This is a genomic window from Massilia sp. GER05, from assembly GCF_052056005.1.
GTDB classification, from domain to species: domain Bacteria; phylum Pseudomonadota; class Gammaproteobacteria; order Burkholderiales; family Burkholderiaceae_D; genus Telluria; species Telluria orientalis.
Map to the genome: position 1 here is coordinate 7028978 of NZ_CP178858.1, position 12858 is coordinate 7041835.

General features: G+C 68.9%; 12 protein-coding genes. 6 read left to right on the forward strand and 6 right to left on the reverse strand.

All coding sequences use genetic code 11. The features are described from left to right. The first annotated feature begins 58 nt into the window (after window positions 1-58). Window positions 59-676, forward strand: a complete 618-nt coding sequence (locus ACL58G_RS30950) for a glutathione S-transferase family protein (protein WP_440964345.1) — start codon at window positions 59-61, stop codon at window positions 674-676. Here ACL58G_RS30950 and ACL58G_RS30955 read toward each other — a convergent pair. Continuing rightward, window positions 609-1526 carry a DMT family transporter gene (locus tag ACL58G_RS30955; protein WP_440964347.1) on the reverse strand — a complete coding sequence of 306 codons (918 nt, stop codon included), beginning with the start codon at window positions 1524-1526 and terminating at the stop codon, window positions 609-611. The genes ACL58G_RS30950 and ACL58G_RS30955 overlap by 68 nt on opposite strands. Further along, the gene (locus ACL58G_RS30960) at window positions 1523-2566 is read right to left on the reverse strand and encodes a TlpA family protein disulfide reductase (protein WP_440964349.1); all 1044 of its coding nucleotides are present in this window, start codon (window positions 2564-2566) and stop codon (window positions 1523-1525) included. Before ACL58G_RS30960 ends, ACL58G_RS30955 begins: the two co-directional genes overlap by 4 nt. A 65-nt stretch (window positions 2567-2631) precedes the next feature. Between ACL58G_RS30960 and pdxR the strand changes: the two genes are divergently transcribed. From pdxR to ACL58G_RS30985, 5 genes are all read left to right on the forward strand, one after another. After that, complete coding sequence (gene pdxR / locus ACL58G_RS30965; protein WP_440964351.1) at window positions 2632-4005, forward strand: MocR-like pyridoxine biosynthesis transcription factor PdxR; 1374 nt, start codon at window positions 2632-2634, stop codon at window positions 4003-4005. A 102-nt stretch (window positions 4006-4107) separates the two neighbouring features. Continuing rightward, window positions 4108-4578, forward strand: coding sequence for a nuclear transport factor 2 family protein (locus ACL58G_RS30970; protein ID WP_440964353.1), 471 nt, complete (start codon window positions 4108-4110; stop codon window positions 4576-4578). A gap of 11 nt (window positions 4579-4589) precedes the next feature. After that, window positions 4590-5654 carry a sensor histidine kinase gene (locus ACL58G_RS30975; RefSeq protein WP_440964355.1) on the forward strand — a complete coding sequence of 355 codons (1065 nt, stop codon included), beginning with the start codon at window positions 4590-4592 and terminating at the stop codon, window positions 5652-5654. Beyond that, window positions 5651-6379 (forward strand): LytR/AlgR family response regulator transcription factor, encoded by a 729-nt coding sequence (locus tag ACL58G_RS30980; protein WP_440964357.1) that lies wholly within the window; start codon window positions 5651-5653, stop codon window positions 6377-6379. The genes ACL58G_RS30975 and ACL58G_RS30980 overlap by 4 nt, the downstream gene beginning before the upstream one ends. Beyond that, entirely contained in the window at window positions 6376-7524 is a 1149-nt protein-coding gene (locus ACL58G_RS30985) for an acyltransferase family protein (RefSeq protein ID WP_413386852.1), read from the forward strand. The genes ACL58G_RS30980 and ACL58G_RS30985 overlap by 4 nt, the downstream gene beginning before the upstream one ends. 165 nt (window positions 7525-7689) lie before the next feature. Here the strand turns inward: ACL58G_RS30985 and ACL58G_RS30990 are convergent, their stop codons facing one another. The 4 genes from ACL58G_RS30990 to ACL58G_RS31005 all read right to left on the reverse strand — a co-directional run bounded on the left by ACL58G_RS30990 (window position 7690) and on the right by ACL58G_RS31005 (window position 12853). Further along, a complete protein-coding gene (locus tag ACL58G_RS30990; RefSeq protein ID WP_440964360.1) occupies window positions 7690-8310 on the reverse strand; it encodes a PEP-CTERM sorting domain-containing protein in 621 nt (206 codons plus the stop codon). A 28-nt stretch (window positions 8311-8338) separates the two neighbouring features. Next, on the reverse strand, window positions 8339-10843 hold the full coding sequence (locus ACL58G_RS30995) for a cellulose binding domain-containing protein (RefSeq protein ID WP_440964362.1): 2505 nt from the start codon (window positions 10841-10843) through the stop codon (window positions 8339-8341). 188 nt (window positions 10844-11031) lie between these two features. After that, entirely contained in the window at window positions 11032-12102 is a 1071-nt protein-coding gene (locus ACL58G_RS31000) for an AI-2E family transporter (protein WP_413386848.1), read from the reverse strand. 151 nt (window positions 12103-12253) lie between these two features. After that, the gene (locus ACL58G_RS31005; protein WP_440964365.1) at window positions 12254-12853 is read right to left on the reverse strand and encodes an SCO family protein; all 600 of its coding nucleotides are present in this window, start codon (window positions 12851-12853) and stop codon (window positions 12254-12256) included. Between the last annotated feature and the right edge of the window lie 5 nt (window positions 12854-12858).

The following is a 12858-nucleotide window of genomic DNA, read 5'->3' on the forward strand; positions in this document are numbered from 1 at the left end:
CAAGACGGCAGCGGCGGGCAAGCCTACTCTGTCCGCTCACCGCCATCACGAGGACCCCATGAACCTGACCCTGTTCCACGCTCCGAATTCGCGCTCCGGCGCGGCCCGCATCCTGCTCGAAGAACTCGGCGCGCCCTACCACCTGCACGTGCTGAACCTCAAGAAGAACGAGCAGCGCGCGCCAGCGTACCTGGCCATCAACCCGATGGGCAAGGTTCCCGCCATCCGCCACGGCGATGCCCTCGTCACGGAGCAGCCGGCCGTCTTCATCTACCTGGCCGACCTGTTCCCGCAAGCGGGTCTCGCGCCCGCGCTGGACGATCCGCTGCGTGGTCCCTATCTGCGCTGGCTCGCGTTCTACGGCTCGTCGTTCGAGCCGGCCATTACCGACCTCGCGATGAAGCGCGAGCCCACGCCGCCGATGATGTGCCCGTACGGCGACTTCGACACGATGCTGGCCACGTTGACGGCCCAGCTGCGCGCGGGCCCGTACCTGCTGGGCGAACGCTTCTGCGCCGCCGACGTCCTGTGGGGCATCTCGCTCGGCTGGGCCACGATGTTCAAGCTGGTGCCGGAACTGCCCGAGATCATGGCCTATATCGATCGCGTCAGTTCGCGTCCGGCCGCGCGCCGGGCCGCGGAAGCGGATGCGCTGCTCGCGGCCGCGCAGGGTTGATCAGGCCAGTCGCCAGCGCCGTCCCCAGCACGATCAGGGCGCTGCCGGCCGCCATCGCGGTCGTAACAGTCTCGCCGAGGAACAGCACGCCCCACAACACGCCGAACGCGGGTACGAGGAACGGCACGGCCATCGTCCTCGCCGCGCCCACGCGGGCGATCAGGCGGAAGAACAGCAGGTACGCGAGCGCCGTGCAGAGCGCGCCGAGGCACAGCAGCGCGCCCCACGCACGGGGCGACGGCAGCGCGGCCGGATGCAGGGCCAGTGCTGCCGGCGCCAGCACGAGCGCGGCGGCCAACTGGCTGCCCCCGGCGACGGCCAGCGGCGGCACCGCTGCCAGATAACGCTTGCTGAAATGGGCGGAAAACGCGTACAGCATCGTGGCCGCCACGCATGCCGGCACGGCCCATCCCGTCGCCCCCGGCTTGAAACCGGCGTTGTCCGCCACGAGCCACACCACGCCGCAGAACCCGAGCGCCAGCCCGGCGGCGCGCGTGCGGCCGATGGCCTCGCCCAGCCACGCGCGCCCGATGACGGCCGCGTACAGCGGCGTGGCCGCGTTGAAGATGGCGGACAGGCTCGCGTTGATGCCCAGCGCCGCGAGCGCGAACAGCACGAACGGCAGCGCGGAATTCGTCAGGCCCACGAGCAGCACCGGCTTCCAGTGCCGGCGCAACGCACGCCAGTCGCCGGCCAGCAGCGGCAGCAGCAGAACGGCGGCGATGGCGGCGCGGGCACCGGCCAAGGTCAGCGCGCCGAACTCGCCGGCGCACACGCGCATGAACGGATACGATGCGCCCCACAGCGCGGCCAGCGCCGTCAGGCAGGCAATGTCGCTCTTCTTCATCATTGCCCCCTCGCCGCGCGCAGCGCCGCATCGAGGCCGCGTTCCTGCGGCCCCAGCACGCGTGCCACGCGGCCCTCCGCGTCGATCAGCACGACGCTCGGGATGGCGCGGATGCCGAAGGCGGCGAACGCCGCGCCGTCGCGGTCGAGCGCGACCGGCGGCGTGCCGGGATGCGCCTTCGCGTAGGTCGCCAGTTCGGCGGCCGACGTCCACAGCGGCGCGGCGACGGCAAGCCAGTCCACGCCGCCCCGTTTCATCAGGCGCGTCGCGTCCTCGCGCACGCGCCGGCAGGCCTGTGCGGTGGCGGGACGGGTCTCGCGCAGATACGTCTCGCACCACGGCGCAAAGAACACGAGCGCGCGCGGCTTGCCGGCCGCGCCGGCGGGCAGGTCGACACCTTCGACCTTGTCGCCGACATGGAACACGCGCGCCGCCTGCGCCTGCGGCGCCAGCGCGACCGGTTGCGCCGGCGCCGCCGCGGCCCGGCCTTGCGCGGCGCGATCCAGCGCCGCATGCAGGGCCGCATCGTCGAGATGGCCCACGTACGCGATGCGGCCGTCGGCACCGATCAGCACGTGCTGCGGCGTCACGCGCAGGTTCAGGCGGCGCCCCAGGGTGCCGTCGTCGAGCGCGATCGGCATCGTGAGGCCGTGGCGGGCGCGGTAGGCGCGCACGTCGGCCTCGGTGTCGCTGAAGCCCGCATTGACGGCGATGACGTCGATGCGCTTGCCGTACTGCCGGTGGATGCGTTCGAAGCCCGGCATCTGCTGCAGGCACGGCGCGCACCACGTGGCCCAGAATTTCAGGTAGACGGGCTTCCTGCCGTAGCGGGTGGCGAGGTCGATGGTGCCGCCGTCGAGCGTGCGCAGGACGGCGGCCGGTGCCGGCTGGCCGATCAGCGGCTGGCCGGCGTGCGCGGCGCGGCTGGCGCCGTCGTCCGCGGCCCCGCAGGTCGCGCAGGCGAACAGCGCGGTGGCCAGGGCGGCGATGAAGTGGATGAGGGTCATGGGATTCTTCATGGTGACGGTGGATGAGGCTTTCATCGTAGTCACCAGTTGGATCAGACCAAAGACGCAAGAATTGCATGAATCCCTGTACCATTCACCGCATGGACCTTTCGATCAACATCGACCGCGGCGCGCGCACACCCGTCGCCGGCCAGATCGCCGCCGCGATCGGTGCCGCCATCCACGACGGCCGTCTCTCTCCCGGCGCCCGGCTGCCGTCCTGGCACGACCTGGCCGTGCAGCTGGGCGTCGCGCGCGGCACCGTGCGCGCCGCCTACGACAGCCTGCGCGACCAACAGCTCATCGTCACCGCCGGCGCGGCCGGCACGCGCGTGGCGCGGCAGGCGGTGCGTGCGGGCACCGCGCCCGAACGTCCGGCTACACCGCCGCCGCGCCTCGCCGCACCGGTCCCGTTCCAGGTCGGCGTGCCGGGCCAGGACGTGTTCCCCTTCAAGACGTGGTCGCGCATCATGGGCCGTGCCGCGCGCGCCGCGGCCGCGCAGCCGCTGGGGTATCCCGATCCGCGCGGCGAACCGGTGCTGCGCGCCGCCATCGCGGCCTACCTCGGCATCGCGCGCGGCATCGCGTGTCACCCGTCGCAGGTGTTCGTCGCGAACGGCCATGCCGCCGCGCTCGGCCTCGCCCTGCGCGCGCTGCGCCTGGAAGGACGCACCGCGTGGGTCGAGGATCCCGGCTACGCGTCGGCGCGTACCGTGCTCGCGCAACATGGCGTGACGCCGTCTCCGGTGCCCGTCGATGCGGAGGGACTCGACGTAGCGGCGGGCATCGCATCCTCTCCGAAGGCGGCACTGGCGGTCGTCACGCCGGGCCAGCAGGCGCCGTTGGGCATGACCCTGTCGCTGGCGCGCCGGCATGCGCTGCTCGACTGGGCCGCGCATGCCGGCGCGTGGATCGTCGAGGACGACTACCTGGGCGAGCTGCAGCTGCAAGCCCGCGCCACGCCGGCGCTCGCCGCGCGCGACCATGCAGGCCGCGTGCTGCACATCGGGACCTTCAGCAAGACGATCGCCCCGGCGCTGCGCGTCGCCTTCCTCGTCGTGCCGCCCGCGCTGGCGCCCGCGGTTGCCGACGTGGCCGATGTCGCCGCGGCGGCGCCGGCACCCGCGATCCAGTTCGCCATCGAGGAATTCCTGCGCGACGGCCACTACCTGCGCCACCTGCGCCACATGAAGCGCGTGTACGCCGAGCGCCGTGCCGCGCTGTGCGCCTGCCTGCGCGATCTCGGCCTGGCGCATGCCGAGGCCGGCCTGTCCGTGCTGCTGCCGCTGGCGGATGGCGTCGACGATGCCGCGCTGGCGGCGCGGGCGCGCACGGTGGGCCTCGCGCCGTCCGCCCTGTCGTGGTGGCGCGCGCAAGAAGACGATGCGCCCGGCGGCCTGCTGCTGGGCGTGACGAACGTGCCGCCCGAGCGCGCGCAGGCCGCGTGCGCCGCGCTGGCCGCGCTGCTGCGCTGAGCCGCTACCGGTTCGCCGCACGGCGCGCACGGTCCGGCGCAGCGTGCTGGCCCGCGCGCGCGGACACGCCTATCGTGGTGTCTTTCCATATCGGGAGCCGCCATGCGCGCCATGTTTTCTCTCTTCCTCGCCCTCTGCCTCGCCGGTCCGGCGCACGCGGCCAATGCCGAAGACGCGGCCATCCGCCAGCTCGTGCAGCAATTCCAGACCGCCATCGTCGCGCGCGACGGCAAGACGCTCGGGTCGCTGTTCGTGCAGGAAGGCGGCAGTTGGTGGTCCGTGCTGGACGAACCGACGTATGCGGCGGCCAAGGCGCGCAATCCGGCCGCGCGGCGCCTGGAGCCATCCACATGGCAGGAGTTCGCCGAATTCGTCTCGCACAGCGCCAGACCGATCGAGGAGCGCTTCTACGACGTGCGCGTCCGCACGAACGGCACCGTCGCTTCCGTGTGGTTCGATTTCGACTTCCTCGCCGACGGCAAGGTGACGAACCGCGGCAGCGAAACGTGGCAACTCATGCGCACGGACGATGGCTGGAAAATTGTCGCGATGCTGTATTCCGTCCACCAGTGACGCGGGCTAGAATGGCCGATCCGTCCACACGCCACGCCGCCGTGAAAGAAGACACGCCCCTGCTCGTCCCCGTCCTCGCCGCCCTGCCGGTATTCACCTGCATGGTGATCCTCGGCCTGCCCGCGCTGGGCCATGGTTACGCGCCCATGTTTCGCACGCTGTTCTTCGTCGCGTGCGCCGTCTGGACCGTGCCGCTGGTCCTGCTGCAGCGCGCGCTGTGGCGCCAGGGCCGCGCGTGGTGGGCGATGACGCTCGTCCTGCTCGCGGCGTCGTATGCGATGGCGGTCGCGAACTCGCTGCTGGGCCAGTGGCTGTCGATCGCGCTCGGGCTGGAGACGGGCTACCACTGGGACGACCTCCTGCGCGGCCTGGACGGCTGCTGGCTCGCGCTGGTCGCGTTCTGCGCGATGCATGCGGTGGCCGTGTACTACCTGTCGCTGCAACGCACTCGGCTGCGCCTCGCGCAGGCGCTCGCGGATGCGCGCGACGCCGAACTGCGCGCGCTGCGTCTGCAGGTCAATCCGCACTTCCTGTTCAACACGCTGAACGCGGTGTCGGCCCTCGTCGCGGCCGGCGCGAACCGCGACGCGAACCGCATGCTCGCCCGCGTGTCCGATTTTCTCCGCGCCACGCTGGCGCACGACGGCCGCCACGAGCACACACTGGCCGAAGAACTGGCGCTGACGGAAGCCTATCTCGACATCGAAAAAGCGCGCCTCGGCGAGCGCCTGCAACTGGCGATGCATGCGGGGCCCGACCTGCTCGATGCCGCCGTGCCCCATTTGATGCTGCAGCCGCTCGTCGAGAATGCCGTGCGCCACGGCATCGCGCCGCTCGCCGCGCCGGGCCGCATCGACATCCACGTCGACCGCGCGGACGACCGCCTGTGCGTGGACGTGCGCAACGACGGCGCCCAGCCGACGCAAGGCGGCGGCGGCATCGGCCTCGCCAACGTCGCGAACCGCCTGCGCCATTTGTACGGCGATGCCCAGCGGGTCGACGCGGGCTGGCGCGACGGCCGCTTCCACGTGTCGCTGACGTTGCCCCTCAGGGTGAGCACTGGGGTGGCGGCATGATGCGCGTGGCGATCGTCGACGACGAACCGCTGGCCCGGCTCGCCGTGAAGGCGCGACTGGCGCGCCACGCGGACCTGGCACTGGTGGCGGAATACGGCGATGGCGACACGGCCGCCGCCGGCCTCGCGGCCATCCGGCCCGACCTGGTGTTCGTCGACGTCGAGATGCCCGGCAAGAACGGCCTCGACATGCTCGCCGCCCTGCCCCGCGCCGCGCGGCCGCTGGCGATCCTGCTCACGGCCCACGACACCTTCGCCGTGCGCGCCTTCGACCTGGCCGCCCTCGACTACCTGTTGAAACCCGTCGACGACGACCGCCTGGACGAAGCACTGGACCGCGCCCGCACGGCCATGACGCACATGCGTCCCGCGCCAACGCCCGCATGGACGCGCAACTTCACGGTGCGCGTGGGTACCCGCACGGTGCTCGTCGACGCGGCCGACGTCGAGCGCATCGAGGCCGACGGCGACTACGCCACGCTGCACGCGGGCGGCAAGACCTACCTCGTGCGCGAACCGCTGCAGGAACTGGCCCGGCGCCTCGATCCGGCCCGGTTCCAGCGCGTGCACCGGTCCAGCATCGTGCGCCTGGACGTCGTCGCCGAACTGCGTGCGCTGACGAACCGCGACGCCATGCTGCGCCTGCGCGACGGCACTTTGCTGCGCGCGAGCCGAACGTACATGCCTGCGCTGACGCAGGCGCTGACCCTTCTTGCGCATCCATGATCCAATCTGCCTTCACTGCCCGCCTGCGCGGCCTCGACCTGCTGCGCGCCGCCGCCATCCTGCTCGTCCTGATGAGCCACTACATGGGTTTCGTCAGCCACGCGCCCACGTTCGGCGTCGTCGGCCAGGTCGGCTGGGCCGGCGTCGACCTGTTCTTCGTGCTGAGCGGCTACCTGATCGGTAACCAGCTGCTGGCCCCGGCCGCGCGCGGGGAATCCCTGTCGCTGAAGACCTTCTTCATGAGGCGCCTGCTGCGGACGCTGCCCAATTACTACGTCGTGCTCGCCGCTTATTTTCTAATCCTCTGGTTGTTTCCCGGCGCGCCGCTCGGCGGTTCCAGCATGGCGGACCCGTGGCGCTTCCTGACGTTCACGCAGAACTTCGGGCTCGCCTACGGCCAGACGTTTACACACTCCTGGTCGCTGTGCATCGAGGAGCAGTTTTATGTGCTGCTGCCCCTCGTCGTGCTGGCCCTCGCGCGCATCGGCTTTCCCGTGCGGTTCGCGTGGGGCCTGCTCGTGGGCGGCATCGTCGCGGGCATGGCCACGCGCGCCGCGGCGTATGCGCTGCACGGGCACGATGCGTTCATGGCCGAGGTCTATTATTCGAGCTTATGCCGCGCCGACGAACTGCTGCCCGGCGTCGCCATCGCCCTGCTGCGCAAGTTCCATCCGCACGCATTCACTCGCCTTCTGCGCCACGCGAACGCGCTGTGCGCGGCGGGCCTCGCGCTGGGCGTCGGCATCCTGACCTGCATCCACCTCGACTGGCCAACGACAGCCTTGACGTCGACGTTCGGGTTCTCGCTGCTTGCGATCGGCTGCGCGCTGATGACGTGCGCGGCGCTGTCCCCGGCGTGCATCCTGAATCGCATCGACATTCCCGGCGCGTCGCAACTGGCGCTGTGGTCGTACGCCGTGTACCTCGTGCACAAGCCCGTGTTCATGGCGCTGCGGCCGCACATCGAGCGCCTGCACATCGATGCGGGCGCACCGCTCACCGTCGTCGCCGTCATGGGCGCGGGCTGCGCCGGCGGTTGGGTGCTGTACCGCTGCGTGGAGACGCCGTTCATGCGGCTGCGCGCGCGCCTGACCACCGCTCATACCGCCGACAACGCATTCCATCGCACGGCCGGCGTGCGCTGATCAGGGCAGGTCTACAGTGGCATCATCGCCACCGTGGAGAGCCCGCCATGCTGGAACTGCAGGGCGGACATCGTCGGCTTCCATGGCAATGCTACCGTCATGTCGAGCCTCGCGTGGGCGAGACTCGGCGGAACAGAACGCGCCCAGCCGGCCTGACGATTTACTTCACGCCGCCGCGCCAGGCGCCTTGCGGCGGCGCGCGCGGCCCAGGATCAGGGCGAACGCGCCCAGGCCGAGCACCAGCGGGCTAGCCGGCTCGGGCACCGTGCCGCTGGGGGGAACGGAAGCGGCGGTGGTGAAGTCGTCCATGACGAACCAGCCGGTATCGCGCGTGATGGTCAGCGACGACACGTTGTCGAATGCCGCGGCCGCCCACGTGTAGCTGCTGCCGATCGCGACCGGACCGGTCGTGCCGATGAGGTGATTGAGGGCGTCATAGGCGGAGATGGCGATCCACGACGCCTTGTCCGCGGCGCCCATCGGCGCCGCGAACCACGCGCCGGCAAAGTTGAACGGCGTGGCGCTGCCGATGGTGGCGCCGTCGGAGCCGAAGCCGTTCACGGCGAAATGCGTGCCGCCGTGGGCGCCGTTGCCGTAGCCGTCGATGCCGGTGTCGCCGGCATACCAGTCGTCGCTGAAGGTCAGGCCGGCATACGGATTGAGATCGGCCAGGCCGGCGAAGTCGCCGTCCGTGGCCACGTCCTCGAAACCGACGATACCGGCGTTGGCGGCGCCGGCCAGCATCAGGCTGGCGCTGGCGATCAATGCGAACAGAGTCTTTTTCATGGGAATACCTTTGCTGTATCGGGGTTCGTTATTTGCAGATGTCGCCGGTCACTTGCGGGACATTCGCGTTCAGCGCGTCCTGGCCCGCGATGACGAAGCCGAGCGAGGCCGTGCCGCCCGGCGCGATGTCCTTGTTCCAGCCGCCGCCGTCCGACGCCGTGAACGTCGGTGCGGTGCCCGTCACGACCCCGTTCCACGCGCTGCCCGACACATACGTGCCATCGCTGTAGGTCCAGGACACCTCCCAGCCATGCAGCGTCTCCGTGCCCTGGTTGGTGATCGAGACGGTGGCCATGCCGCCGCCCCACCAGGTGCTGGAGAGTTCGTACTTGCACACGGCGGTGGGCGCCGGCTTGACCGGAACCTGCGGAACCACTTGCACGTCGCCGGTCGGATCGATCTTGCCGTAGGCGATGCCGCGGCCGTTGGTGCTCATGTAGACCAGGCCATACGTGTTCATGTCGCCGGTGACCCAGCGTCCCAGCGTGCCGCCGTATTGATGGGCGTCGTCGTTGACGCGGTCCCAGTGGGCGCCCTTGTCGATCGAGCGCAACAGGCCGCGCGACGTGCCCACCGTACCCCACATGTAGAGGGTCGGATAGCTAGCACCAGGCGCTTCCTTGCCCAGGCCCATGGTGCCGCAGGAGCTGATCCCGCCGACGCTGGTGAACGTGGCGCCCGAATCGGTCGAATGGGAGATGCCCTTCGAACCCACGCAGGCCCACACGTCGCCCTCGATGCCGGGCGTGGCGCGCACGAGGCTGTTACCGCCGGCCGGCAGGGTGGCCTTGGCGTCGAACGACACGCCGCCGTCGGTGCTGACCAGCATCTTGCCCGTGCTAATGTCGTAGACGTAGAACTTGGCCGGGTTGACCCGGTCGGCGACCGGATAGGCGTCCTTCACGGACAGGCCGGCCACCGGCGTCCAGTTGGCGCCGAAGTCGGTCGAGCGATACGTGGTGGGCGAACCTTGCGGGCTGTGCAGCAGCACGGCGCCGTCGGCCGACAGCGCCAGGTTGCCGAACTTGCCGTTCATGGTCGGCGCCTTTTGCCAGCTCGCGCCCGTATTGGTCGAGATATACATGGCGTTCGAGCCGACCCGCGCCATCACGTGCGTCGCCTGCGGCGCCACGGCCAGGCCGGTCGTCGTGCCGACGCCCGGCGAATGGCGCAGCGCGTACTGGGACGGATCGGGCTGGGTGAAGCCGTCGTAGTCGCCGATGACGGACACGAACGGGCCGCCCGGGATGGCCTCGGCGGCGAACGAACCGGTTTCTTCCATGCCTTTCACGTCGAACTTCCAGACGCTCGTCGTCGCGTCGAGATCGGTGGTCCTGAACACGCCGTTACCCGAGATCACCCACGCGGTCTTCGGATCGAACGGGTCGAACTCGACGTCGCCGGCCCAGTGGATCGACGATTCCTTGACCCAGTCGATGCCATTCGGGTCGATCTCCATGCCGCGTTGCATCAGGTCGACCCAGGAACGGCCGGCGTCGTAGGACGTGAAGATGTGGTCGCCGTACCCGTCCGGGTTCCTGTGTTGCAGCCAGTACATGTTGGTGGTCGACGCGATCAGGTGCTTCGGATTGCTCGGGTCAACACTGATGCCGGCGAACGCATTGGTCATGCCGGCCGGCGTGATGTTGGTCCAGGCGCCGCCGACCATGTTGTATTCCCAGACCTGGCCCGTGGTCATCGGTTCGCTGTCGCTCTGGCCGTGCGGTCCGGCGCCGTTGGCGTAGGTCAGGTACAGGCGGCCCTTGTTCGTCAATGCCGCGCGCTGCGGCATCAGGTTCGCCGGCGCACCCGCGACCGGGGCGAAGGTGATGCCGCCGTCCTTGCTCATGTACAGGTTCGGTCCGACCGAGCCGTAACGCGATACGCCGACGAAAATGCGCTTGGCCGTCCCGCCGCTGACGCTGGTCGGATCGAGCAGCACGAAGCTGATGCCGTTGCCGTTGGGCGTCGAGGCCACGTTCAGCCCGTTCACGTGAGTCCAGGTCGCGCCTGAATCGACGCTCTTGAACAGGCCGTTGTCGCGCGTACCGACGAACAGGACGTTGCTCGAGCCCGGGTCGACCTGCAGTCGTTCGCCGTTCGAGCGGCCCATGCCATTGCCGTGGGCCTTGAACTGGGCCGTCACGTCGACCAGGTCGAAATGCTGGCCGTAGTCGGTGGAGCGCATGATCACGGTCTTGCCGTTGCTGAAGTAGCTGGTGCCGGCCAGCATGTAGACGGTGCCCGGGTTGCGCGGGTCGACCGCGATCGACTCGACGCCCATCAGGCCGGTATCGCTTTCGCTGATCCAGTCCGTCAGCGCGACCCAGCGTTCGTCATGGGCATCCCAACGGTAGGAACCGCCCACGTCGGTGCGGGCGTAGATCACGCCGCGCTCGAGTTTACTTGGGATGATTCCGCTGACAAAACCACCGCTGCCCATTGCAACGTTGTCCCAGCGATAAGTTTCGGCGTGCGCGCCCAGCGAGAACAGCAGGCCCAAGGCCACCGCCAGCGATTTTTTCAATTGCATCGTTGTCTCCACTTTTTTACGAGAAGGCCCCTGCCTGCTCTCATCGCCGCCCGCGAGCGGGTTCAACGGCTTTATGATGGAAACAATTATGTAAGTACGAAGTGAGAGTTAATAGTCCATTAATCAATAAGGTTAATAATGAAATCTATCGAAAAATAACTTCTGCCGGTCGCGAGTTCCGATTTGGATCAGACGCCGTTGCCGTTCTGCCTGACGATCGGATCCTTCGTATGGGTCCACCCGCTCATCAGCGAATAGCCCACCGCAAGCAGCGTGGGGCCGATGAACATGCCGACGAAGCCGAACGCGATCACGCCGCCCAGCACGCCCAACAAGGTCAGCAGGAACGGCAGGCTGGAGCCGCGGCTGATCAGCATCGGGCGCACGACGTTGTCGACGCCGCTGATCAGGAAGAAGCCCCACACGAGCATGAAGATGGCCCATCCCGTCTCGCCCTGCGCGAACAGCCAGATGGCCGCCCCGCCCCACACGATCGGCGGCCCGACGGGAATCAGCGACGACACGAACACGAGCACGGACAGCAGCGGCACCGCGGGCACGCCCGCGATGAAGAAGCCCAGCGCGGCGACGAGCGCCTGCGCCAGCGCCGTGCCGAGCAGGCCGTACATCACGCCGCGCACGGTCTGGCTGACGGTCTCCGCGACCGATTCCGCCTCCTCGTCCATGATGCGGTGCATGGCGGCCCTGATGACGGCCATCAGCGCTTCGCCGTCGCGATAGAAAAAGAAGCTGACGAATGCCGCGAGGCTCATCTGCGCGACGCCCGCCCCCAGCATTATCCCGCCGGACAGCAGCGCGTGGCGTGCCGGTTCGACCATGCGCCGCGCGAGTTCCATCATGCGGTCACGGCTGGCGACGAGCTGGCGCAGGTAGTTGTCGAGCTGGTCGCCGACGAGCGGGATGTCGCGGATCCACTTGGGCGGCAGCAGCTCGCCCTGGTTCAAAGCGGCGCGGATCTGGTCGAACGACGACGCGACGTTGTCCGCGAGGTTGTACGCGACGAGCGCCAGCGGGATGATCACGAGCAGCGTGAGGGAGAGCGTCATCGTCAGCGCAGTGAGCGTGCGCCGGCCGCGCAGGCGCAGCAGCAGGCGCTGGTACAGGGGCCAGGACGAGATGACGACGGCGGCCGCGAACAGGATCGCGGCCAGGAAGGGTTGCAGGACGTAGAGGCAGCCGAGCGTCAGCAGGATGACGACGGCGGCACGCGTGTAGTTTCTACCTGGTCGTTTGTCCATTCAGCCTGATATCCGAAGGTTTTCAGGGGCCTCGAAAAACCGTAGCGAGCGGCAGCAGATTCGGCCGAGAAGCGCAGCTGTACGAGAGTACAGCGAGCATCGCAGGCTGAATCTGCAACGCGCAGCAGGTTTTTCGACGCCCCTGCGATTGTCAGGATAATAACTGACGGAGGTCGTGCACGATAGGATCGGGGCCCTGGCCGTGGCGGATGAACAGGCGCAGGCGGCCGGCGCGGTCGAAGACGTAGCTGCCGGCCGTGTGGTCGATCGTGTAGCTGCCCGGGTCCGTGCCCGGCACCTTCGAGTAGAACACCTTGAATTCCTTGGCGGTCTTCGCCGTCTGCTCGGGCGTGCCGCGCAGGCCGAGGAAGCGCTTGTCGAACGCGGGCACGTAGTTGGCCAGCAGTTCCTGCGTGTCGCGCTCGGGGTCGAGGGTGACGAACAGCACCTGCACCTGGTCGGCCAGCGGACCCAGTTTCTGCATCACGGCGGCCATCTCCGCCATCGTGGTCGGGCAGACGTCCGGGCATTGCGTGTAGCCGAAGAAGACGACGACGGCCTTGCCCTTGAAGTCGGCCAGGGTGCGCGGCTTGCCGGTGTGGTCGGTCAGCGCGAAGCCTTTCGCGTAATCGAGGCCGGTGACGTCGGTGTTCTGGAACGATTCCTTCTGCTTGCCCGGCAGCTTGTCGCATGCGGCGAGGGAGACGGTCAGCGCGCAGGCGGCGACGAGGACGGGCAGCAGTTTTTTCATCATCG

Bases quoted from the DNA above. Each gene is read 5' to 3' on its own strand.
- ACL58G_RS30950 (WP_440964345.1), top strand. From the start codon at position 59: ATGAACCTGACCCTGTTCCACGCTCCGAATTCGCGCTCCGGCGCGGCC.
- ACL58G_RS30955 (WP_440964347.1), bottom strand. From the start codon at position 1,526: ATGATGAAGAAGAGCGACATTGCCTGCCTGACGGCGCTGGCCGCGCTG.
- ACL58G_RS30960 (WP_440964349.1), bottom strand. From the start codon at position 2,566: ATGAAAGCCTCATCCACCGTCACCATGAAGAATCCCATGACCCTCATC.
- pdxR (WP_440964351.1), top strand. From the start codon at position 2,632: ATGGACCTTTCGATCAACATCGACCGCGGCGCGCGCACACCCGTCGCC.
- ACL58G_RS30970 (WP_440964353.1), top strand. From the start codon at position 4,108: ATGCGCGCCATGTTTTCTCTCTTCCTCGCCCTCTGCCTCGCCGGTCCG.
- ACL58G_RS30975 (WP_440964355.1), top strand. From the start codon at position 4,590: ATGGCCGATCCGTCCACACGCCACGCCGCCGTGAAAGAAGACACGCCC.
- ACL58G_RS30980 (WP_440964357.1), top strand. From the start codon at position 5,651: ATGATGCGCGTGGCGATCGTCGACGACGAACCGCTGGCCCGGCTCGCC.
- ACL58G_RS30985 (WP_413386852.1), top strand. From the start codon at position 6,376: ATGATCCAATCTGCCTTCACTGCCCGCCTGCGCGGCCTCGACCTGCTG.
- ACL58G_RS30990 (WP_440964360.1), bottom strand. From the start codon at position 8,310: ATGAAAAAGACTCTGTTCGCATTGATCGCCAGCGCCAGCCTGATGCTG.
- ACL58G_RS30995 (WP_440964362.1), bottom strand. From the start codon at position 10,843: ATGCAATTGAAAAAATCGCTGGCGGTGGCCTTGGGCCTGCTGTTCTCG.
- ACL58G_RS31000 (WP_413386848.1), bottom strand. From the start codon at position 12,102: ATGGACAAACGACCAGGTAGAAACTACACGCGTGCCGCCGTCGTCATC.
- ACL58G_RS31005 (WP_440964365.1), bottom strand. From the start codon at position 12,853: ATGAAAAAACTGCTGCCCGTCCTCGTCGCCGCCTGCGCGCTGACCGTC.